This window comes from Pseudomonas sp. LRF_L74 (assembly GCF_965644255.1).
In the GTDB taxonomy this organism is placed as follows: Bacteria; Pseudomonadota; Gammaproteobacteria; order Pseudomonadales; family Pseudomonadaceae; genus Aquipseudomonas.
Genome location: NZ_CBFFRH010000013.1, coordinates 98,251 through 119,440, shown reverse-complemented (window position 1 = coordinate 119,440; position 21,190 = coordinate 98,251). Strand labels below are relative to the sequence as shown.

The window sequence follows — 21,190 nt, the reverse complement described above, 5'->3', positions numbered from 1 at the left end:
GTGGCGTCCCCTAGGGGACTCGAACCCCTGTTACCGCCGTGAAAGGGCGGTGTCCTAGGCCACTAGACGAAGGGGACGTGGCCCGGAGCTTACAACAGCTTTCCGGCTTCCACCGCCTGGCGTTTCGCGCCGATGCGCTGGAAGTGGCGCGCATTCTATGGAGCACTCGGCAGGTCGTCAAGTCCCCGGAAAAAATATTTTCAAATCAATGACTTCGCCTCTACGGCCAGATTCGACTAGGAGCATCGTGGCCAACCCACTACACTCGCGGGAAAGCATTCCGGGAGGTTGCAGATGTCCCCCCTCGTCATATCGGTATTAGTCGCTGTCGGCCTGGTCGCGCTGATCGGGATCGGTTACGTCAATAACCTGCTGGAAAACAGCAAGCTGGAAAAAGCGCGACTGAAAGCCGACCTGCTCGACCGGATCAAACGCAGTCGTGCTGTTTCGGAGAATCTCCCCGGGCAATTGATGACAACCGAGCTCAAGCTCCTGCTGAGCAACATGGAACTGGAGTTCGTCAATCGCCTCCAGGCCCTGGAAAAACATGATCAGGCCCTGGCCGAACGTATCGCTGAATTGCGAGGCATGACGGCGAAGGGTGAAGAGATACCAATCCGCAACACTCCCCTGCCCATCCACAATGAAGCCAGGGCCAAGGAAATCCGCTTCATCCTGGAAAACCTGCACAACCAGATCACGCGTGCCGGCCAGGAAAAACTGCTGCCGCTCGCCGAGGCCAAGAAATGGCTTCTGGAAATCCGTCACATGCTGGTGCAAGTGCACTATGAGTTGTTCACCAATCAGGGCCAGCAGTCCATGCAGAAAGGTGAACCGCGTCAGGCCCGCCTGGCCTACGAGCGTGGCGTGCAGTATCTGCGCAAGCAGCCGGACAGCAATCGCCACAAGGCCCAACTGCAGCAGTTGGAAGACTTGCTCGCGCGCGCCGACGCCATGGTTCTGGCCAACACGGCGCCGCTGGCCGATACCCCGAGTGAGCTGAATGAGAGCCTCGAAGCCCTCGGCGAAGACGACTGGAAGAAAAAGAACATCTACGACTGAAGGCTGTTTCTGCCTACCAGGTTGAAGCGCCATCCATTCCTCGCCGGCTTCAATACACATCCCTCAGATAGCGCTTCTGCTCGGCCATCGCCCGTACATACGCGCCTGCGCCCTCCTCGCTCAAACCGCCGTGGACACGGGCGATGTCATGCAAGGCCCGGTCGACATCCCTGGCCATGCGGCTGGCATCGCCACAGACATAGAAACTCGCCCCCTCCTCCAGCCATTGCCACAAGGCGGCGCCCTGCTCTCGCATGCGATCCTGCACGTAGACCTTGTGCGCCTGGTCGCGGGAGAAAGCCAGGCTCAGCTCGTTGAGCAGGCCATCGCGGTGCATGCTTTCCAGTTCGTCGCGGTAGTAGAAGTCGCTGGCCGCATGCTGTTCGCCGAAGAACAGCCAGTTGCGGCCCTGATCGCCACGGGCACGACGTTCATGCAGGAAGCCACGGAACGGCGCAACGCCGGTGCCCGGCCCGACCATGATCATTGGCCGCGCGCCATCCTCAGGCGGGCGAAAATGCCGGGAGGTCTGCACGAACACCGGCACGTCGCTGCTCTCGGCGCGGTCGGCGAGGAAGGTCGAAGCCACACCCTTGCGCTTTTCGTAGCGCACCGCCGAGACCGTCAGGTGGACTTCACCGCTGTGTACCTTGGGGCTGGAGGAGATCGAATACAGGCGTGGCTGCAGGCGCTTGAGCGAAGCGAGCAGTTCATCGACGGCATGGCTGGCGGGAAATGCCTGCAATACGTCCGCCAGTTGCCGGCCCCAGAGCCAATCCTTCAGGCGCCCCTTGTCAGCGAGCAGGTGCTTGAGCTCAGTGGAGCCCGAGCGCTCGGCGATCAGCGCCAGGGCTTCGCCGCTTGGCCTGGCGATCTCGTAGTGACGGCTCAATGCTTCGCGTAGCGGCATCTCGCCCTGCTTGGCGACATTGACCGCACGTTCGCCATCCAGCCCCGCCAGCGCCAGCACCTCGTCGACCAGTTCGGGGCAATTGCGCGGCCATACGCCAAGCGCATCACCGGCCTCGTAGTCCAGTTCGGCCTGCAAGGCGAACATGCGCGTGTCCTTGCTCGCGCCCTTGCCATTCAGACGCAGATTGACATGCATACGCGACGCCACAGGTTGCTCGCGGCTTGCCTTGGGCAACGCTGCATCGGGCGCCAGCAGTGGCGATGCCGCGGGTATGCCAGGCTTGAGGGCGGCCAGCAGATCACTCAGCCAGGCATCGGCCGCCTGGTCGAACTCGGTGTCGCAATCGACCCGTGCGAGCAGCGGCGTAGCGCCCAGCTCAGCCAGGCGCCGATCGAGATTCTTGCCATGCTGGCAGAACTGCTCATAGTTCGGATCGCCCAAGGCCAGCACCGCGTAGCGCAGATCGTCCAGGCGCACCTCACGGGTGCGCAGCGCATCCCAGAATGCCTGGCCATTGTCCGGGGCATCGCCATCGCCAAAGGTGCTGGTGAGCAACAGCAGGTTGCCGGCCGAGGCAAGACGGCTCATCGGATACTCGCTCATGCCACTCAACTCGACCTCCACCCCTGCCGTCTTGCAGCGTTGCGCCAGGCGTTCGGCCAGCGCCTCGGCATTGCCGGTCTGCGAGGCCCAGAGCATGGTAAGACGCGCTCGCTCACTCGCGACCACGCTAACCTCAGGCATTGCCGCGCCGCGGCAGAACAACCCCGCCAGCACGCCATCCAGCCACAGCCGGGTCGGCTCGGCGATTGGCGCCTGCGCCGGCAGAGTGGGAACCCCGGCCCCGGGGCTGCTGCGCAAGCCACTGACGAAACCGCTCAGGTAGGCACGCTCGGTTTCGCCCAGCACTGGCGCTACGGGCTGTACCCCAAGCAGCGCGGCGAAGGCATCGATACTCGACATGGAATGCTCCTCATAAGCAGATGATCGGGGCGGGTCGTTTAGCAGTTGCCGATGCTCGATCAAGCGGACCGGATGCAGGCTGACCGCGCTGAACTTGAATTCCGGCTGCTGCGAAATCGGGTCGATGGCATCGCTGGTGACGGCATTGATCGCCAGGTCTTCGCCATACACGTCGTTCCAATGGAAAGGCGCAAAGCAACCGCCCGGCAGCACCCGGTCGCTGACCACCACGGGCAGCACCGCCCGCCCGCGCCGCGAGCGCACCTCCAGCGAATCCTTGTCCTTCACCCCGAGGCTCGCAGCATCCTCGGGATGCACCTCGATGAACGGACCGGGATTGAGCTTGTTCAGGGTGGCGACCTTGCCGGTCTTGGTCAGGGTGTGCCACTGATGCTGCAACCGGCCAGTGTTGAGCACGAAGGGAAACTCGGCGTCCACCGCCTCGGCGGGGTCCAGGTGCGGCCTGGCGAAAAACTGCGCCTTGCCGCTGGCCGTGGCGAAGCTCAGGCGAGGGCCCCCGTGCTGCCCGTCGTTGCGGTAGCGGATCGGATGGCGTGCCTGCTGTTCCTGTGGCGCACACGGCCACTGCACCGGCCCCTGGCGCAGCCGCGCATGGCTGACGCCACGAATGTCGTAGCCGGTTTTCGGATTGTGGAAATGCGTGATCTCGTCGAACAGCTCAGCCGCGGAGGCATAGGTGAACGCCTCGGCGAAGCCCATCTCGCAGGCGACGCGGGCGATGATCTGCCAGTCGGCCATGGCCTCTCCGGGCGGCAACTGCGCCTGAGGCGCGAGGGTCAGGTTGCGCTCGGAATTGATCATCACGCCGTCGGCCTCGGCCCACAGCGCGCCGGGCAGGAGGATATCGGCATAGCGATTGGTTTCGGTGTCGAGAAAGGCGTCCTGGGTGATCACCAGTTCGGCGGCCTGCAGCCCGGCGATCACCCGGGCGCGATTGGCCACGCTGGCCACCGGGTTGGTACAGATGATCCAGCAGGCCTTGACCTTGCCCGCCACCATATCCTCGAACAACGCCACAGTACCGCCGCCCAGGCGGGTATGCAGGGTGCCGCCTGGCAGTCCCCAGGCATCCTCGACGAATGCCCGGTCCTCTTCCGACAGTACCGAGCGTTGCCCAGGCAATCCCGGCCCCATGTAGCCCATCTCGCGTCCGCCCATGGCATTGGGCTGACCGGTGAGCGAGAACGGGCCGCTGCCGGGCGCGCAAATCTTGCCGGTGGCCAGGTGCAGGTTGCAGATCGCGTTGGTGCTCCAGGTGCCGTGGGTACTCTGGTTCAGGCCCATGGTCCAGCAACTCATCCAGGCCCCCGCCTCGCCGATCCACTGCGCGGCCTGGCGAATCGCCGCCTCGTCCAAGCCCGTCTGCCCGGCGACTCGCGCGGGATGGTAGTCGGCGAGAAAACCAGGCATGACCTCCCAGCCCTCGGTGAAGGCGGCGATGAAGTCCGGGTCGGTATGGCCGTTGGCGTGCAATAGATGCAGCAGGCCGTTGAGCAATACCAGGTCCATACCTGGCCGGATCTGCAGGAACAGATCGGCCTTCTCCGCTGTGGCGTTGCGGCGCGGATCGACCACGATCAGCCGCGCGCCGGCCTTGACCCGATCCATCATGCGCAGGAACAGGATCGGGTGACAGTCGGCCATGTTCGCGCCGATGACGAAGAACAGGTCAGCCTTGTCGAAGTCGTCGTAGGAGCCGGGCGGGCCGTCCGAACCCAGCGACAGCTTGTAGCCACTGCCGGCGCTGGCCATGCACAGCCGCGAGTTGGACTCGATCTGATTGGTGCCGATGAAGCCCTTGGCCAGCTTGTTCGCCAGGTACTGGGCCTCGAGGGACATCTGCCCGGACACATACAGGGCAATGGCATCCGCCCCGTGCTGGTCGAGGATCGCGCGCAGGCGCGTGGCGCTGCTGCTGATCGCCTGCGCCATGGGCGCCTGCACGGGATCGCGGCCACGTTCGTTACGCAGATAGGCATGGGTCATGCGCCCGGCATCGTTCAACGGAACAGCGCAAGAGCTGCCCTTGGTGCACAGGCGCCCGGCATTGCTCGGATGAGCCTTGTCACCCGCCACCTTGACCACGCGTCCGTCCTCGACCTGCAGGACGATCCCGCAGCCGACACCGCAATAAGGACACACGCTTCGCACGCTGCTCTGGCTCATCGCTCTTTCCGCAAAAACAAAAAAAGCGCCATGCCGCCCGCTGTCGAAACAGCGGGCAACACGGCGCCTTTGTCGTGAGGTGGCAATCAGCATCGACTGCCTTTGCCAAGCTCTTAGCAAGGCACACGCCAGGTTGCCCGTGTCATCGCCGCAAGGCAGCAAGGACAGGCGCCCAGGCTCAACCAAGGCTTACGCAACGAGCGCAAGCACGGCGCCCAACACGCACAAAAACGCAGCAAAGCGCTTGCCGAGCGCACCAATCAGACGCAGACAGAACCGGCCCGGAGCATCGGCAAGGCGCCCTTGCGGATCGCTGGAAAGCAGGAGCCATGCGGCCTCGGCACGATCACGGCGAGGTCTGGCACAGCCCGTGCAATGTGTGCCATGTGCCCGATGCAGCGGGCCGCCCTCGATCAATGGCGATCGATTCGTGTGACTGGCAACGTTGTCGCTCACTGATCCAAGAACAATCTGCAAACAGCATCGAAAACAGGCAAAGGCGCCTGGAATCCTCATGGACTCCAGGCGCTTTTTTTGTCCGCGAAAAACCGTGATTGGCTAGAGAGAACGCCCATGAACGCAATCGCCACGCAGCAACCCGCCGTGAAAAACCTTCTCGTGATCGGCAATGGCATGGTCGGTCACCACTGTATCGAGCAACTGATCGAGCGCGGCGCACTGAGCCGCTATCGCATCCAGGTGTTCAGCGAAGAACCGCTGCGCGCCTATGACCGCGTGCACCTGTCCGAATACTTCAGCGGCCGCGACGCCGAATCCCTGGCGATGAGCGCCGCCGCTCTCTACGAACAGCCAGGCATCACCCTGCACCTGGGCGTGCCGGTGCTGGAGATCGACCGCGAACGGCGCGAGGTGATCACCGCCAACGGCTGCGTCGCCTACGATCACCTGATCCTGGCCACCGGCTCGTTCCCGTTCGTGCCGCCCATCGAGGGCGCCGAAGGCAACTCGCGCCTGGTCTATCGCACCCTGGCCGACCTCGACAGCATTCGCGCAGCGGCCTCCAACGCGCGGCGCGGCGTGGTGGTGGGCGGCGGTCTGCTCGGCCTGGAGGCGGCCAATGCCTTGAAATCCCTCGGCCTCGAAGCCCATGTGGTGGAATTCGCGCCGCGCCTGATGCCAGTGCAGCTCGACGAGCACGGCGGCCTGGCGCTGAAAGCGCAGATCGAAGCGCTCGGCGTGCAGGTGCACCTGTCGCGTGCCACCCAGTCGATCACGTCCGGCAGCGACTATCGCTACCGGATGAACTTCTCCGGTGACGCTACGGGTAAAAACGAGTACCTGGAAGCCGACCTGATCGTGTTTTCCGCCGGTATCCGCCCGCAGGACGCCCTTGCCCGCCAATGCGGCCTGGAGCTGGGCAGCCGTGGCGGTATCGCCATCGATGAGCTGTGCCTGAGCAGCGATCCGGCGATCCATGCCATCGGCGAATGCGCGGCCTGGAACGGCAGCGTGTTCGGCCTGGTCGCGCCGGGCTACCAGATGGCCCGCGGCGTGGCCGGTCAACTGTGCGGCGAGCCGGCCACGCCGTTCAGCGGCGCCGACATGTCGACCAAGCTCAAGCTGCTCGGCGTCGATGTCGGCTCCGTCGGCGATGCCCACGGCGCCACGCCCGGTTCGCGCAGCTACCGTTTCATCGACGAGGCCACGTCCAGCTACCGCCGCCTGGTGGTCTCCGCCGACGGCAAGACCGCCCTCGGCGCGGTGCTGGTCGGCGACAACAGCTACTACGACACGCTGCTGCAATACGTGCAGAACGGCATCGCCCTGCCGGCCGACCCGGCCAGCTTGATCCTGCCGCGTGGCGAGGCGGCGCCGGCACTCGGGGCCGATGCCCTGCCAGCGACGGCGACCATCTGCTCCTGCCACAACGTCAGCAAGGCTGCGATCTGCTCGGCCATCGACGAAGGCTGCAGCGACCTCGCCGGGATCAAGGCCTGCACCAAGGCCGCCACCGGCTGCGGTGGCTGCTCGGCCTTGCTCAAGCAGGTCTTCGAGCATGAACTGAGCGCCCGTGGCGTGGCCGTGGACAAGAGCCTGTGCGAGCACTTCGCCTACACCCGCCAGGAGCTGTACGGCATCGTCCGCGTCGAAGGCATCGAGACCTTCGAGGAGCTGCTCGCCAGCCACGGCAAGGGCCACCTCGGCTGCGACATCTGCAAACCGGCGGTGGGCTCGATCCTCGCCTCCTGCTGGAATCGACCGATCACCGACCCGAAGCTGGTGCCGTTGCAAGACACCAACGACACCTTCATGGCCAACATGCAGAAAAACGGCACCTACTCGGTGGTGCCACGCATTCCGGGCGGCGAGATCACTCCGGACGGCCTGATCGCCATCGGCGCGGTGGCGAAGAAATACGACCTCTACACCAAGATCACCGGCGGCCAGCGCATCGACCTGTTCGGCGCCGAGCTGCACGAGTTGCCGGACATCTGGGCCGAACTGATCGCCGCCGGCTTCGAGACCGGCCACGCCTACGGCAAGTCGCTGCGCACGGTGAAGTCCTGCGTCGGCAGCACCTGGTGCCGCTACGGCGTGCAGGACAGCGTGGGCATGGCCCTGCGCCTGGAGAACCGCTACAAGGGCCTGCGCTCGCCGCACAAGATCAAGTTCGCGGTCAGCGGCTGTACCCGCGAATGCGCCGAGGCACAGAGCAAGGACATCGGCGTGATCGCCACCGAGAACGGCTGGAACCTCTACATCTGCGGTAACGGCGGCATGCGCCCGCGCCACGCCGAACTGTTCGCCACCGACCTGGACGATGCCACGCTGATCCGCAGCATCGACCGCCTGCTGATGTTCTACATCCGCACCGCCGACAAGCTGCAACGCACCTCGGTCTGGCGCGAGTCCCTGGAAGGCGGCCTGGACTACCTCAAGGCGGTGATCCTCGACGACAGCCTGGGCCTGGCCGGAGAGCTGGAGGCACAGATGCAACTGGTGGTCGAGCGCTACGAGTGCGAGTGGGCCAACGCCCTGAAGGACGAGGAGAAGCTCAAGCGCTTCCGCACCTTCGTCAATGAAAAAGGCGGCGATCCGGACATCCACTTCGTCAAGGAGCGCGGCCAGCGCCGCCCGGCCAGCCACGCCGAACTGAAACGGATAGCCGCCGAGGAGGTGGTCTGATGAGCCGCTCGAATGCCAACCGAATGGAGCAATACAACCCGGACTGGCGCGCCATCTGCGCCCGCACCGACCTGGTCGCCAATTCCGGCGTGGTGGCGCTGGTCGATGGCCAGCAGGTCGCCCTCTTCTACCTGCCGGAGAACGCCGAGCAACCACTGTTCGCTGTGGCCAACCACGATCCGAAATCCGGCGCCAACGTCATCGGCCGAGGCATCGTCGGCCAGCTCGGCGGCGACCTGGTGATCGCCTCGCCGCTGTACAAACAACACTATCGCCTGAGTGATGGCAGTTGCCTGGAATATCCCGAGCAGCGCTTGCGGACATGGGCGGTCAGGCTCAATGGCGATACTGTGGAGATTGGTCAAAGGCAGCGGGCTTACGCCAGCAGGTCCTCGTAGAACGCGCCGAACGGCTTCTCGGGGTGGGCGATCTGGATTTCCAGGATCCACAGGCCTACGTTCGGGCAATGCTGGAAATCACCGAGGTCGCCGCCACGATGCACGGCATGGGGAAAATCGCTGACGCGATGGCCCTTGATCTCCAGGTTGAGGCGCCAGCCCATGCGTTCAGCCTGTTGCTGGGCGTACCGATACAGCTCGGTACCGGCCAGCTTGCGTTCGCGCCAGCAGCGCTCGACGTCGTCGTACAGGGTCTTGGCGGCAGCCGCGCAGGCCTGTTTCTCGGCATCGGCACCAGGCGTGGCGAAGGTCGCGCCGGCATCGCCTTCGTGGCCTTGCCAGACGCCGCCCATGTCGATGAAGAAGATGTCGTCCTCGCCAAGGATCGGGTCGCCCTCGGAGCGCTCGTTGAATTTCTTCAGGGTGTTGGCGCCAAAACGTACCAGCAATGGATGCCAGGCGCGCTGCATGTCCAGCTCGGCGAGCACGGCCTTGCCCAGCGCGGTCGCCTCGGACTCGCGCATGCCAGGCTGGATGCGTGCGGCAATCCGCTCGATGGCCTGCCAGGTCATGTGCTGGGCGTGTTTCAACGAAGCGATGTCGTACGGTTGGCCGACTGCTTCTTGAGGGAACGGGGAATTCATCTCAGGCTCCTTGTCATCGTTATGGCACCGAGTATACAGCGAGCCCGGCCGCCGCCCCCATCGTGTTGCTGGACGGACAGCCGATCAACAGGCTGTTCGACGCAGAACAACAGCGCCACCGTGGAAAACAGCGCAGCCCTTGCGCCACGTGGCCTCCAGCCTTCGGCACGGGCTGTGCAATGGTCAGGAAAACCGTCACAGGAGTCCATCATGACCGCCCAGGCCCACGCCCTTCCCGCCCTCTCCACCGGCACCGACTATGACGCGCTGGCCGCTCGCTTCCGCCCGATCTTCACGCGCATCGCCGCAGGCGCGGTGGAACGCGAGCGCAGCCGTACCCTGCCCTATGAACCGATCCAGTGGCTGAAGGAAGCCGGCTTCGGTGCCGTGCGCATCCCGGTCGCCCATGGCGGCGGCGGCGCGTCCGTGCCGCAATTGTTCCGCCTGCTGATCGAGCTGGCCGAGGCCGACTCCAACGTTCCCCAGGCCCTGCGCGGCCATTTCGCCTTCGTCGAGGACCGCCTCAACGCCCATGCCAGCGCGCCCCAGGACATCTGGTTCGAGCGTTTCGTCAACGGTGACCTCGTCGGCTGCGCCTGGACCGAGGTCGGCGCGGTGAAGATCGGCGACGTGATCACCCGCGTCTCGCGCCAGGGCGACAAGTTCGTGGTCAACGGCACCAAGTACTACAGCACCGGTAGCCTGTTCTCCGACTGGATCGACCTGTTCGCCCGCCGCGACGACACCGGTGCTGACGTCATCGCGGCGATCCGTACCCGGCAACCGGGCATCCGCCAGCAGGACGATTGGGACGGTTTCGGTCAACGCACCACAGGCAGCGGCACCTCGACCTTCGAGAATGCCGAAGTCGAGGAAGCCAACCTGATCGACTTCTCCACCCGCTTCAAATACCAGACGGCGTTCTATCAACTGGTCCTCAATGCGGTGCTGGTCGGTTCCGGCCGTGCCGCGGTTCGCCAGATCGCCGCCGAAGTGGGCAAGCGCACCCGTGTCTTCAGCCACGGTAATGCCCCGGCAGCCAGTGAGGATGCGCAAGTGCAACAAGTGGTCGGCAAGGCCTCGGCGCAGGTCTACGTCGCCGAAGCGGCCGCCGAACGCGCTGCCCAGGCCTCGCAACGGGCCTACCTGGCGCGCTTCGGCAACGACGAGCAGGCCGAGCGCGACGCCAACATCGCCGCCGAACTGGAGTCCGCCCAGGCCCAGGTCGGTATCGCCGAGCTGGTGCTGCGCGCCACCAGCGACCTGTTCAATGCCCTCGGCGCCTCGGCGACCAGCACCAGCAAGCAGCTCGACCGCCACTGGCGCAATGCCCGCACCGCCGCGTCGCATAACCCGCTGATCTACAAGGAACGTATCGTCGGCGACTGGGAAATCAACGGCACCGAGCCGCCCTATGTGTGGCAGATCGGCGGCGGCTCGAAGCAGGCGTAAGCGCTAGCTGGAGGCCGCATCGCTACCGTGCACTCACTGTTTTGCCCGCCGACTTGCGGCGGACAGGCACAATCACGACGACCTGCGCTTGCACGTGGCAGCGCACGGCCGTGGGCGTCATGCGTGATGGCTGCCGGCGCGGGCCCTGCCTGGCCAACGGCGAGTCGTTGGCACTATTCTCCACCCGCAGCCGCGCGGAGAGCGAAGCCATCGACAGTTGCGAGCGCCATGGGCTGATGCCCAGGGTACGCCCGCGCCACGGGCCCCGCCGGCGTTGATAACACACCGGAACCCCTGAGGACCCGCACCATCATGCACAGCAAACTGCTGGTCATCGCTACGGCATGCACGCTCTGCGGCTGCGTGCCGATTCCCTACTTCCGCCACCACGCCCCCGAACTGTCCGGGGAAGTGCGCCGCGCCGGCCAGCCGCTGGGCGATGCCAGGATCGAGGTGACCAGCCTGCTCGAAGGCGAGCGGCGCACCACCCGTACAGACGCACACGGCCGTTTCGCCGTGACCGCCATCGAGCAGTTTCGCTTCACCACGCAATTGCTCGGCGACCCGCTGATCCACTATCGCCTGGAAATCATCGATGCCGGCGTCAGCTACCTGGGCTACGAGCGCTTCGCCATGGGCAACCATCTGCCCGCCGTGCGACTCGACTGCGAACTCGGGCGCGCGGCCGATGCGCAGACACCCGCCTGCGAGGAACGGCCCTGAGTCGATCGCCCACGAGCAGCCGGAAAGCTCGGACAGCCATTGTGCCGATCTGCGATCTATCTCCCGTTTTCCCGCATACCTTCAATGTGTGCCCGCCTGGAGCCAAGAAAGCCTTTATAATCCGCGCCCTCTGTTCGCATTCAAAAGGAGTTGTCCATGAAACCAGCCGAAGCCATCGGCATGCGTGTGCCATCGCTGTGGGGCCCTGTTCTGCTAGGCGTCGTCGTACTGGTGCTGATCATCAGCGTGATGAGCAGTTGGTACACGGTCGACGAGAAGGAACGTGGCGTGGTCCTGCGCAACGGCGCCTTCGTGCATGTCGCCGAACCGGGCCTGGGCTTCAAGGTGCCGTGGATCGATACGGTGAAGATCATTTCCGTGCAGAACCAGACCACCACCTACAAGAACGTCCAGGCCTACAGCCGCGACCAGCAGACGGCGACCATGTCCATCTCGGTGTCGTGGCACGTGTCTCCTGAGGACGTCGAACGGGTGTACAAGCAATTCGGCAGCGAGGACGCGCTGGTGGAACGCCTGATCAGCCGCCAGATCGGCACCCAGGCCGAACGCATCTTCGGTGGCTATACCGCCGTACGCGCAGTGCAGGAGCGTGGCCAGCTTGGCCTCGACTATGCAAAAGCCTTCATCGACTCCATTTCCGGGCCAGTGGTGATCGATAGCGTGCAGTTGGAGAACATCGATTTTTCCGATGCCTACGAGCGCTCCATCGAAGAACGCATGAAGGCCGAAGTCGCGGTGAAGACCCGCGAGCAGGACCTGGCCCGCGAGCGCGTCAACGCCGAGATCGCCGTCACCCAGGCCCAGGCCCAGGCCGACTCTTCCCTGGCGCGCGCCCGTGCCGAAGCGGAAGCCACCCGACTGCGCGGCGAAGCGGAAGCCGACGCGATCAAGGCCCGTGCCGACGCGCTGAAGGCCAACCAGGCGCTGGTCGAACTGACCAAGGCCGAACGCTGGGACGGCAAGCTGCCGACCACCGTACTGCCGAACAGCGCGGTGCCGTTCATCGATACCCGCAATCACGAGTGAGGCGTGAATGAGAGTCGGCAGACTGCTTTGAGGCAGGAGCGGACGCCAGCCCTACCCTCAATCGTCATTCCCGCGAAGGCGGGAACCCAAATAAAAAAGCGCTTCTGGGTTCCCGCCTTCGCGGGAATGACGGAAGAATAAGGAATGTCCGCAGTTGCCTCAGTGCAGGCATCCCGACTGGCGTGCTCCAAGACACACGTATCGAAAGGCCTCAATACCCCTTGGCGAACTCCACCTGTCCACGCAACGTTTCGCCACGCTCGAAACGCTGCAGGTTCTCCAGGAACAGCTCGGTCAACGCCGCCGGCTCGGTCGGTGCCGAGGTATGGCCGGTCAGCAACAGGCGCGGCGCGCTCCAGAACGGATGGCCGGCCGGCAACGGCTCTTCACGGCAAACGTCGATCACCGCGCCGGCCAGGTGACCTTCGCGCAATACCGCGACCAGGTCTTCCTCGACCACGGCCACGCCACGCCCGCTGTTGATGAACAAGGCATCCGCACGCATACGGCGCAACAGCGCGGCATCGTAGACATCCTGGGTATCGGGCGTATTCGGCAGCAGGTTGACCAGAACGTCGGCCCATGCAGCCTGCTCGGCGAGCTGAGCCATGCCCAGCACCTGCGTGAAGGGCTCGACAGGTCGCGGCTCACGCACCACGCCGCGCAGCTCGACGCCGAACGGCGCGAGGAAGGCCGCCACCTGCTGGCCGATCTCCCCGGCGCCGACCAGCAGCACCTTCAATCCGCGCAGACTGCCCGGCGAGCGCGCATCCCAATGCCCTTCGACCTGGCTGTGCAGGCGCTCGAGCACCTGGCGACGATGCAGCAACAGGTAGGTCAGCACGTACTCGGCCATCACCTGGCCGAACACGCCCACCGCGCGGGTCAGGCGATAGTCTTGGCGCAGGCCGTCCTCCAGCAACGGCGTGATCCCTGCCCAGGTGGACTGCATCCATTCAGGGCGCAAGCCTTCGCGCAGCAACGGCACCGCGAGTTCCGGCTCGCCCAGCCAGATTGGGCAGCGCGCCGCCTGTTCCAACTGCGTGGTGACCTCAAGCGCTGGCGCCAGCCGCGCCAGAAACTCCAGGTAGATGTGCTGGTCGGACTCCAGTAACAGAACACGCATACCGCTCTCCTCGACAGGCTGAACGGGCATTCTACAGACAGCCATGGAACGTGCGCAGCGCTCGCTCTTATCGACTGGCTGCGTCACGCATCAGCAGGTGGCTGAGGGTGGTCTTGAGCTTCATCGGCTTGACCGGTTTGTGCAGCAACGTGTGGCCCAGCTCGCGCAGGCTCTGCTTGAGCTCGTTGCTGTAGTTGGCGGTAACCATCAGCGCCGGCAACGGCTCGCCGCGCCGGGCATTGATGGTGGTCACCGCCTGCACCCCGTCGCGGCCATCGTCGAGGTGGTAGTCGGCGATCAGCAGATCGGCCTGGGCGTGGTAGTTGTCGACCTGGCGGGCCAGGTCCTCTTCGGACAGTGCCGTGACCACCCGGCACCCCCAGCCCTCCAGCAGCGTGCGCATGCCTGCGCAGATCGCCGCGTCATTATCCAGTACCCAGATACGCGCGCCCTGCAGGCACTCCACCGTCACCGGCAGGGCTTCGGGCTTGTGCTGCAGCACGCTGACACGACGGGTCAGCGGCACCTCGATGGCGAACATCGAGCCCTTGCCGGGCTGCGACGTCACACGAATGCGGTGACCCAGCATGCGCACGATCTTGTCGACGATGGCCAGGCCCAGCCCCAGGCCACGGTCCTGGTGACGCTGGCCGTCGCCGCGCTTGAACTCCTGGAATACCTCGCCGAGTTTTTCTTCCGCGATACCGACACCGGTGTCCCACACCTCGATGGACAGGTTCTGCCCGCGCCGCCGGCAGCCGAGCAGGATACGGCCCTTGTCGGTGTAGCGCAGGGCATTGGTCAGCAGGTTGCGCAGGATCCGCGCGAGCAACTGGATATCGCTGCGCACGCAGGCCGAAGACGGCACGAAATCCAGCACCAGCCCCTCGCTGGCGGCCAGTTGCCGGAACTCGGCGGCGAGGTTGTCGAGCAGATCGCCCACGGCGAAGCCGCTGATATCCGGTTTGATCACACCGGCATCGAGCTTGGAGATATCCACCAGGGTACCGAGCAGGTTCTCCACGTCCTCCAGGGAATTGCTGACATTGCGAATCAGGCCGAAGCTGGCCTCGCCATGCCGTTGCTCCAGCAAGGCACTGGTGAACAGCCGTGCGGCGTTGAGCGGCTGCAACAGATCGTGGCTGACCGCCGCCAGGAACTTGGTCTTGGACAGATTGGCGCGCTCGGCATCCTGCTTGGCCTCGCGCAAACGCGACTCGACCCGGCTGCGTTCGTCGATCTCGCCGACCAGCTTGCCATTGAGGCTGGTCAGTTCGGCGGTGCGTTCGCGCACACGCAGTTCGAGGTTCTGATAAGCCTGGTGCAGCGCCTCGGACGTGCGGCGGCGCTCGGTCACGTCGCGGATCAGCACGAAGATGCCGATCACCTCGCCGGAGGCCAGCCGATTGGGCACGTAGGAACGCAGCATGTAGCGCTGCTGGCCAACCACGTTGGTCTCGGCCATCTCGAAGGTCACGCTCTCGCCGGACAGCGCCCGTTCGACATACGTCTCCAGGCGCCGCCAGTGCTCCTCGTTGTGCACCTCGCGCAGGCTCTGGCCGAGCATGCCGTCACGCGGCCAGTGGTACCACTCCTCGTAGACCTTGTTGGTGAATTCGTAGATCAGGTCGGCGTTGAGGTAAGCGATCAGCGCCGGTACATGGTCGGTGATCAGGCGCACCCAGCGCTCGCTCTCGGCGATCCGCTCGGCCTGGCGGCAGCGCTCGGTGACATCGGTGAAGGTATTGACGAAACCACCGGTGGGCAGCGGATGAGTGCGTACTTCCAGCATGCGCCCGTCGAACAGGCGCTGTTCGCACTCGCCCTGCGCGCCTCCGGCCGGCGTCAGCAGCGGCACTTCGGTTTCCGCCATGACGTCGGCGAACGGACGGTGCGCCTCTATCGGCGCCAGGCCACAGAGATCGAGAAAACGATGGTTCCACAACTCCAGCAGCCCTTCGGCGTTGACCATCGCCACGCCCTGGGACAGGTTATCCATGGCCCGCTGCAGCAACCGCGACTTCTGCGCCAATGCCTGCTCGCGGCGCTGGGTTTCGCTCTGCTTGAGCTCGGTGATGTCGGTATAGAGGATGACCAGCCCCCCTTCGCGGGTTGGCCGCTCGCTGACCTGCACCCAGCGCCCGTTCATCAGGCGAAACACCGTATGCCCTTCGCCCTTGCCACGCTGTTCTTCGACGATCAGCCCGGTGCTGGCCGCCAGCCGCTTGATCTCCGACAGCCGCGTACCGGCGGCGATGCGGGCCCGCGTGCTTGACCAGAACGCCTTGAAGCGGCTGTTGAACAGGACGATGCGCTGTTCCTTGTCGAACAGCACGAAGGCATCGGAAATGCTCTCGATGGCATCGATCAGGTGCTGGTGGGCGGTCTCGGCACGTTGCCGCGCATCGCTCAGCAAGCCATTGCTGCACTGCAGCTCGATCATCGCCTGGTTCAGCGCATCGGTCCGCTCGCGTACCTGTTCGGCGAGCACCACCGAATGCTGGAACGCGGCATAGCCATCGGAGCGCAGCGAGTTGCCCGACTCGATCCGCTCGATCAACGCCGCGTTGATCGTGCGCAGCCGCGAATTCTCCGCCTCCAGCGCGGCCAGGCGCGCCGGCAGGTCAGCTGGCGCGGCGTCCAATGGCGACCCCGGTGAAGGTCTGATTGATGTGCATGCCATTGAACTGTTCCCCGTAGGTGTTGAAGCCGATCACCCGTTGCTCGCGCAGGAAATCCGAAACCTCGGCCATGCGCTCGCCCTCGCCGACCTCCAGGCGGCGCAGCACGCAATCGCAGCCAATGGTCAGCAGCAGCGGCCCGAGCTGGTCGCGCAAGCGCTCGAACAAGCGTTGCAGGTTGGGCATCAGTGGGCCGGTGGTCATCGCGGTGAGGACGATGCCGTTCTCCACCGCGCAATAGAACGTCAGGCTGCCATCGGCATTGACCTGCTGGATCGAGCGCACGTAGTACTGATCCTTGATCCGCACCGCCAGCGGATGGGCGGCGAACAGGCGCATGTCCAGCTCGGCCGGCGTCACGCCGATCAGCCGGGCGTATTCCTCCGCCGCCGGGGCGGCATTGAGCTCCAGTACCCGCCGGGTCTCGGAATCGGCCCGGGTCACCACCAGCTTTTCGGCCAGGGGTTCGATGTGATGGGTGGTGAACACCTCGAAATCCAGGCAGGTGTTGACCAGCAACACCACGGCCGCGCCGCTATGGAACACACCGTCGTAATACACGTGGGTGCAGGTCAGGTGATTGTCGTCGCCAGCCGAGCCGCCGAAGTGCGGGATGCTGCCCAGGGCCGCGCTGAGTGCGGCGAGCACCACCTCCTCGCGACTGGACAGGCCATCGAGCAGGGTCAGGGCGAAGCTGTGATCCTTGATCGGCGCCTGGGCGTTTTCCCGGCAATCGCGCACCAGGTGCTCGACCAGTTGCTGGGCGTCGATCAGGTTGAAGCGGTCCATCTCGTCGATCAGCACGCTGGCGATGGAGAAGCTGCGATGGTCGAAACCTATGGCGCTGACGCAACCCTGCCCGTAGCCCTGCGGGGTGATCTCGCCGGCCGTGGTGCAACCGACCACGCGGATACCGCCGAAGTACTCCTGCAGGCAGGGCCCCAGGGCGTCGAGATCGTATTCGGCGGAACAGAAGAACAGGACGAAGCCCAGGTACGGATGCATGAGCTGGCGCGCAAGGTCCTGGGCCACCGTTTCGCCGTCCCGGGCCTGGGACATGGCGGTGACCACCGCCTGGTTTTCCTGATGATGCATTGCCCTACCCCACAGACCACAACCGCCATGGGGGCATTCTAGGAGGGAGCGGCGGCAGGCCCCCATGCTACTTGGGTAGCACCGCAGGGGGGTCTAAAGTCTTAGCCAGGCAGCTTTAACCCGTGGCCGCTGGCGACCCTATTGCCTGGCCAGCCGCCGATTGTCCGTCTCGACGGCCGCGAGGCTGCGATAAGGATTGATATCCAGGCCGCCACGGCGCACATAACGGGCGTACACCGTCAGTTTTTCCGGACGCGACAGGGCCAGCAAGTCGAGGAAGACACGCTCGACGCATTGCTCGTGGAAGTCCTGATGCTGGCGGAAGCTCACCACATAGGCCAGCAAGCTGGCCGGATCGATCGCGGCGCCACGGTACTCGACCACCAGCGTGCCCCAGTCAGGCTGGCCGGTGACCGGGCAATTGGATTTGAGCAAGTGGCTGTAGAGGGTTTCCTCGACCTGGCGTCGCGGCTCGCAACGCAGTAACTGCGGCCGGGGATGGGAGTAATCGCTGACGGCCAGATCGAGCCCATCGACACAGATGCCCTGCACCTTGCTCACGCCCTGCCCGGCCACCTCGTCGAGACTGCGTACGCGTACCGCGACGGGAGCCGCGGCCACGGCGGACAGGTCGCGTACCAGCACCTCGCTCAGCGCCTCGACACTGGCAAAGGCGGTCTGGTTCAGCGAGTTGAGGTAGAGCTTGAACGACTTCGACTCGATGATGTTCGGCGAATCGGCCGGCACGGCGAACTCGCCGATGGCCACCACCGGCTTGCCCGAAGGCGTCAGCCAGGACAGCTCGTAACAGTTCCAGTAGTCCACACCGTGATAAGGCAGCGCCCCAGCCCGCAAGCCCAGCTCGGCCCACTTGGTCGCGCGGGCAATGGGAAACAACAGCTCGGGGCTGTAGGACGACAGGTACTCGCTGGACTTGCCCAGCGGTGAATGTTCGGCGGGATGCTGCATGACGACGGCCTGGAGAAGCGAAAACGGCGCGCAGTATATCGCCTGGGCGGCGTGGCGCTGAAATACCGACGAGCCGAGGCAGCCTATTTCGCCGGCGCCACCTTCAATTCCCCCACCATCCCGGCCTGGTAGTGCCCCGGCAGGTTACAGGCGAACTGCAGGCCAGCGCTTGCGCGGAAGGTCCAGGTCAACTCGGCGCTCTTGCCTGGCTCGACCATCAGCGAATTCGGCTCGTCATGGCTCATCGCGCCGTGGTCCATGCCGTGCCCGCCATGGCCCATCTGGCTATGGTCCATCTGGCTATGGTCCATCGGTTTGATCCCGGTCGGCGTGATCATCCCGGCGGCCGTCATCTGCAACATTTCCTCCTGGTGACGGGCATGCATCCGCGCATCGCCCAGGCTGAACTCGTGCAGCAATTTGCCTTCGTTGCGCACCACGAAGCGCACGGTCTCCCCGGCTTTCACCTCGATGGCGGTGGGCTTGTAGTAGATATCGCCCAGGATGACTTCGACCGTGCGCTGGGCTTCGGTAGCCTTGGCCGGTTGACCGAAGGAATAACCCTGGCTGTCGGCCAGCGTCGGCAGGCTGACGGCAACGAGCAACGGCATCACGAAACGCGCGAACATACGAACTCCTGGGAACGAAACCGCCACCACGATAGGCTGGCCTGGCTGCCGCCTGGCTGACAGCAACATTACATCTTTGTCAGCTGGGTCCCCTTCCCGCGCCACCTCACGTATAAAGCCGATTCGACCCGCCATCTGCCCATGCCATGAAACTGCTGATCATCGAAGACGAACCCAAGACCGGCCATTACCTGCGCCAGGGCCTGAGCGAGGCCGGCTTCAGCGTCGAGCTGGTCGCCGACGGCCAGCAGGGCGAGCACCTGGCCCTGACCGGCGACCATGACCTGCTGATCCTCGATGTGATGCTGCCGGGCCGCGACGGCTTGCAGATTCTCGCGACGATCCGCGCTGCCGGCCTGCCAGTGCCGGTGCTGCTGCTCACCGCCCGCGATGCCGTGGAAGACCGCGTACACGGCCTGGAAAGCGGTGCCGACGACTACCTGGTCAAACCCTTCGCCTTCACCGAACTGCTGGCACGCGTGCGCAGCCTGCTCAGGCGCAGCCCCGGCATGCCCCAGGAAACCCGCCTGCAACTGGCCGACCTGTCGCTCGACCTGCTGCGCCGCCGCGCCGAGCGCAGCGGCAGGCGCATCGACCTGACCGCCAAGGAATTCGCCCTGCTCGAACTGCTGATGCGCCGCCAGGGCGAAGTGCTGCCCAAGTCGCTGATCGCCTCGCAGGTGTGGGACATGAACTTCGACAGCGACACCAACGTCATCGAAGTGGCGATCCGTCGCCTGCGCAACAAGGTCGACGACGGCTTCGCCACGCCCTTGATCCATACCGTGCGCGGCATGGGCTACGTGCTGGAGCAGCGCTGATGCGCCTGTCGCTGGCCAACCGACTGGCCTTGCTGTTCGCCACCTGCGTGGCCTGTGTGGCACTGGTCGCGGGCTTGCTGTTCAACCGCGCCAGCGAATCGCACTTCGTCGAGCTCGACCGCCAGTTGCTGGAAAGCCGCAGCGAGCTGTTCGGCGGCCTGCTGCAAGGCTCCGGCTACCAGACACGCCTGGAGCAGGAACTGGCGCGCCATGCCGATATCGCCCTGCGCCTGGATGACCGGCAAGGCAAGCCGCTGTTCGTCAGCACGCCTCGCCTGAGCGATCTGCCCGAGGACTCCAGAGCGCTTTACCGCTGGCAGAGCGGGCACAGCGATTATCGGGTCCTGAGCACAGCGCTGGCCGATGGCCGCCAGTTGCGCCTGGCGCTGGACATCAGCCACCACCAGCACTTCCTGCTGCAGATGCAGCACCTGATCTGGCTGTGCATGGGCCTCTCGGCGCTGGCCACGGCGCTGCTCGGCGCCTGGGTCGCACGTCGCGGCCTGCGCCCCTTGCAACAGATGAGTCAGGTGGCCCGCCGCATATCCGCCAGTTCACTGACCACCCGCCTGCCCGAACAGAACATTCCCGCCGAACTGGCCGATCTCGGCGAAGCCTTCAACGCGATGCTCGCGCGCCTGGAAGATGCCTTCGCGCGCCTGTCGGCCTTCTCCGCCGATATCGCCCACGAGCTGCGCACGCCGCTGTCCAACCTGCTGACCCAGAGCCAGGTCATCCTGGCCCAGCCACGGGCGCCGGAGGATTACCGCGAAGCCCTGCTGAGCAACCTGGAAGAGCTGCAACACCTGGCCCAGATGGTCAACGACATGCTCCTGCTGGCCAAGGCCGACAACGGCCTGCTGCCGACGCGCCTGGAGCGTTTGGATGCACGGCAAGAACTGGCGGCCTTGGCCGAGTATTTCAGCCTGGTCGCCGAGGAGCGCGGCATCGTCCTCGACCTCCAGGGCAATGCGCAGGTCATGGCAGACCGCGCCCTGCTGCGTCGCGCCCTGTCCAACCTGCTGGAGAACGCCCTGCGTTTCAGCCCGGCAGGCAGGGGCATTCGCCTGTCCGTCGAGTCGCACGAACGCTTCGTGGGGCTGAGCGTGAGCAACCAAGGCGAGCAGATTTCCAGCGAAGTCATCGACCATCTGTTCGACCGTTTCTACCGCGCCGACCCTGCCCGTCGTGAAGGCGGCGCGGAGCACGCCGGGCTGGGCCTGGCCATCACTCGCTGCATCGCCCGCGCCCACGGCGGCGACGTGCGTTGTACATCGACACCGGACGAAACGCGTTTCACCCTGAGCCTCCCTGCGATCTGAAAACCGAAGGC

At 65.0% G+C, this 21,190-nt stretch carries 16 protein-coding genes and 1 tRNA gene; 9 read left to right on the top strand and 8 right to left on the bottom strand.

Going from position 1 to position 21,190, the window contains the following annotated elements; translation table 11 throughout:
- Nucleotide 1 precedes the first annotated feature (1 nt).
- A tRNA-Glu gene (locus ACSZPK_RS24955) sits at nt 2-77 on the bottom strand.
- 217 nt (nt 78-294) lie between these two features.
- Between ACSZPK_RS24955 and ACSZPK_RS24950 the strand changes: the two genes are divergently transcribed.
- Nucleotides 295-1,062, top strand: a complete 768-nt coding sequence (locus ACSZPK_RS24950) for a hypothetical protein (protein ID WP_437884317.1) — start codon at nt 295-297, stop codon at nt 1,060-1,062.
- 49 nt (nt 1,063-1,111) lie between these two features.
- Here ACSZPK_RS24950 and ACSZPK_RS24945 read toward each other — a convergent pair whose 3' ends face one another.
- Nucleotides 1,112-5,125 (bottom strand): molybdopterin-dependent oxidoreductase, encoded by a 4,014-nt coding sequence (locus tag ACSZPK_RS24945; RefSeq protein WP_437884316.1) that lies wholly within the window; start codon nt 5,123-5,125, stop codon nt 1,112-1,114.
- A 573-nt stretch (nt 5,126-5,698) separates the two neighbouring features.
- Between ACSZPK_RS24945 and nirB the strand changes: the two genes are divergently transcribed.
- Together nirB and nirD are read left to right on the top strand one after the other, a co-directional pair.
- A complete protein-coding gene (gene nirB, locus ACSZPK_RS24940; protein ID WP_437884315.1) occupies nt 5,699-8,272 on the top strand; it encodes a nitrite reductase large subunit NirB in 2,574 nt (857 codons plus the stop codon).
- The gene (gene nirD / locus ACSZPK_RS24935; RefSeq protein WP_437884314.1) at nt 8,272-8,670 is read left to right on the top strand and encodes a nitrite reductase small subunit NirD; all 399 of its coding nucleotides are present in this window, start codon (nt 8,272-8,274) and stop codon (nt 8,668-8,670) included. Before nirB ends, nirD begins: the two co-directional genes overlap by 1 nt.
- Here the strand turns inward: nirD and ACSZPK_RS24930 are convergent.
- The gene (locus ACSZPK_RS24930) at nt 8,649-9,314 is read right to left on the bottom strand and encodes a M24 family metallopeptidase (RefSeq protein WP_437884313.1); all 666 of its coding nucleotides are present in this window, start codon (nt 9,312-9,314) and stop codon (nt 8,649-8,651) included. The two genes, nirD and ACSZPK_RS24930, sit on opposite strands and share 22 nt — an antisense overlap.
- Before the next feature lie 210 nt (nt 9,315-9,524).
- Here ACSZPK_RS24930 and ACSZPK_RS24925 point away from each other — a divergent pair, with 210 nt between their 5' ends.
- The 4 genes from ACSZPK_RS24925 to ACSZPK_RS24910 all read left to right on the top strand — a co-directional run bounded on the left by ACSZPK_RS24925 (nt 9,525) and on the right by ACSZPK_RS24910 (nt 12,536).
- Entirely contained in the window at nt 9,525-10,766 is a 1,242-nt protein-coding gene (locus ACSZPK_RS24925) for an acyl-CoA dehydrogenase family protein (protein ID WP_437884312.1), read from the top strand.
- A 119-nt stretch (nt 10,767-10,885) separates the two neighbouring features.
- Nucleotides 10,886-11,044 carry a hypothetical protein gene (locus ACSZPK_RS24920; RefSeq protein ID WP_437884311.1) on the top strand — a complete coding sequence of 53 codons (159 nt, stop codon included), beginning with the start codon at nt 10,886-10,888 and terminating at the stop codon, nt 11,042-11,044.
- Nucleotides 11,045-11,078: 34 nt separating this feature from the next.
- Nucleotides 11,079-11,489: a carboxypeptidase-like regulatory domain-containing protein gene (locus ACSZPK_RS24915; RefSeq protein WP_437884310.1), complete on the top strand. Its 411-nt coding sequence runs from the start codon at nt 11,079-11,081 to the stop codon at nt 11,487-11,489.
- A 156-nt stretch (nt 11,490-11,645) separates the two neighbouring features.
- Nucleotides 11,646-12,536, top strand: a complete 891-nt coding sequence (locus ACSZPK_RS24910) for a prohibitin family protein (RefSeq protein WP_437884309.1) — start codon at nt 11,646-11,648, stop codon at nt 12,534-12,536.
- 211 nt (nt 12,537-12,747) lie between these two features.
- Here the strand turns inward: ACSZPK_RS24910 and ACSZPK_RS24905 are convergent, their stop codons facing one another.
- The 5 genes from ACSZPK_RS24905 to ACSZPK_RS24885 all read right to left on the bottom strand — a co-directional run bounded on the left by ACSZPK_RS24905 (nt 12,748) and on the right by ACSZPK_RS24885 (nt 19,036).
- Entirely contained in the window at nt 12,748-13,662 is a 915-nt protein-coding gene (locus tag ACSZPK_RS24905; protein WP_437884308.1) for a D-2-hydroxyacid dehydrogenase, read from the bottom strand.
- 67 nt (nt 13,663-13,729) lie between these two features.
- Nucleotides 13,730-16,345: a hybrid sensor histidine kinase/response regulator NahK/ErcS' gene (gene nahK, locus ACSZPK_RS24900; protein ID WP_437884307.1), complete on the bottom strand. Its 2,616-nt coding sequence runs from the start codon at nt 16,343-16,345 to the stop codon at nt 13,730-13,732.
- A complete protein-coding gene (gene nosP, locus ACSZPK_RS24895; protein ID WP_437884306.1) occupies nt 16,287-17,438 on the bottom strand; it encodes a nitric oxide-sensing protein NosP in 1,152 nt (383 codons plus the stop codon). The genes nahK and nosP overlap by 59 nt, the downstream gene beginning before the upstream one ends.
- 138 nt (nt 17,439-17,576) lie before the next feature.
- On the bottom strand, nt 17,577-18,407 hold the full coding sequence (gene queF / locus ACSZPK_RS24890) for an NADPH-dependent 7-cyano-7-deazaguanine reductase QueF (RefSeq protein ID WP_437884305.1): 831 nt from the start codon (nt 18,405-18,407) through the stop codon (nt 17,577-17,579).
- 83 nt (nt 18,408-18,490) lie between these two features.
- Nucleotides 18,491-19,036 (bottom strand): cupredoxin domain-containing protein, encoded by a 546-nt coding sequence (locus tag ACSZPK_RS24885; protein WP_437884304.1) that lies wholly within the window; start codon nt 19,034-19,036, stop codon nt 18,491-18,493.
- A 146-nt stretch (nt 19,037-19,182) separates the two neighbouring features.
- On the opposite strand from ACSZPK_RS24885, the gene ACSZPK_RS24880 reads away from it, so the two are divergent.
- Nucleotides 19,183-19,857 carry a heavy metal response regulator transcription factor gene (locus ACSZPK_RS24880; protein WP_437884303.1) on the top strand — a complete coding sequence of 225 codons (675 nt, stop codon included), beginning with the start codon at nt 19,183-19,185 and terminating at the stop codon, nt 19,855-19,857.
- Entirely contained in the window at nt 19,854-21,179 is a 1,326-nt protein-coding gene (locus tag ACSZPK_RS24875) for a heavy metal sensor histidine kinase (RefSeq protein WP_437884321.1), read from the top strand. Before ACSZPK_RS24880 ends, ACSZPK_RS24875 begins: the two co-directional genes overlap by 4 nt.
- Nucleotides 21,180-21,190 lie beyond the last annotated feature (11 nt).

Bases quoted from the DNA above. Each gene is read 5' to 3' on its own strand.
- ACSZPK_RS24945 (WP_437884316.1), bottom strand. From the start codon at position 5,125: ATGAGCCAGAGCAGCGTGCGAAGCGTGTGTCCTTATTGCGGTGTCGGC.
- ACSZPK_RS24880 (WP_437884303.1), top strand. From the start codon at position 19,183: ATGAAACTGCTGATCATCGAAGACGAACCCAAGACCGGCCATTACCTG.
- ACSZPK_RS24950 (WP_437884317.1), top strand. From the start codon at position 295: ATGTCCCCCCTCGTCATATCGGTATTAGTCGCTGTCGGCCTGGTCGCG.
- ACSZPK_RS24910 (WP_437884309.1), top strand. From the start codon at position 11,646: ATGAAACCAGCCGAAGCCATCGGCATGCGTGTGCCATCGCTGTGGGGC.
- ACSZPK_RS24915 (WP_437884310.1), top strand. From the start codon at position 11,079: ATGCACAGCAAACTGCTGGTCATCGCTACGGCATGCACGCTCTGCGGC.
- ACSZPK_RS24905 (WP_437884308.1), bottom strand. From the start codon at position 13,662: ATGCGTGTTCTGTTACTGGAGTCCGACCAGCACATCTACCTGGAGTTT.
- nirD (WP_437884314.1), top strand. From the start codon at position 8,272: ATGAGCCGCTCGAATGCCAACCGAATGGAGCAATACAACCCGGACTGG.
- nahK (WP_437884307.1), bottom strand. From the start codon at position 16,345: ATGGCATGCACATCAATCAGACCTTCACCGGGGTCGCCATTGGACGCC.
- nirB (WP_437884315.1), top strand. From the start codon at position 5,699: ATGAACGCAATCGCCACGCAGCAACCCGCCGTGAAAAACCTTCTCGTG.
- ACSZPK_RS24925 (WP_437884312.1), top strand. From the start codon at position 9,525: ATGACCGCCCAGGCCCACGCCCTTCCCGCCCTCTCCACCGGCACCGAC.
- ACSZPK_RS24920 (WP_437884311.1), top strand. From the start codon at position 10,886: ATGCGTGATGGCTGCCGGCGCGGGCCCTGCCTGGCCAACGGCGAGTCG.
- ACSZPK_RS24885 (WP_437884304.1), bottom strand. From the start codon at position 19,036: ATGTTCGCGCGTTTCGTGATGCCGTTGCTCGTTGCCGTCAGCCTGCCG.
- ACSZPK_RS24930 (WP_437884313.1), bottom strand. From the start codon at position 9,314: ATGAATTCCCCGTTCCCTCAAGAAGCAGTCGGCCAACCGTACGACATC.
- queF (WP_437884305.1), bottom strand. From the start codon at position 18,407: ATGCAGCATCCCGCCGAACATTCACCGCTGGGCAAGTCCAGCGAGTAC.
- nosP (WP_437884306.1), bottom strand. From the start codon at position 17,438: ATGCATCATCAGGAAAACCAGGCGGTGGTCACCGCCATGTCCCAGGCC.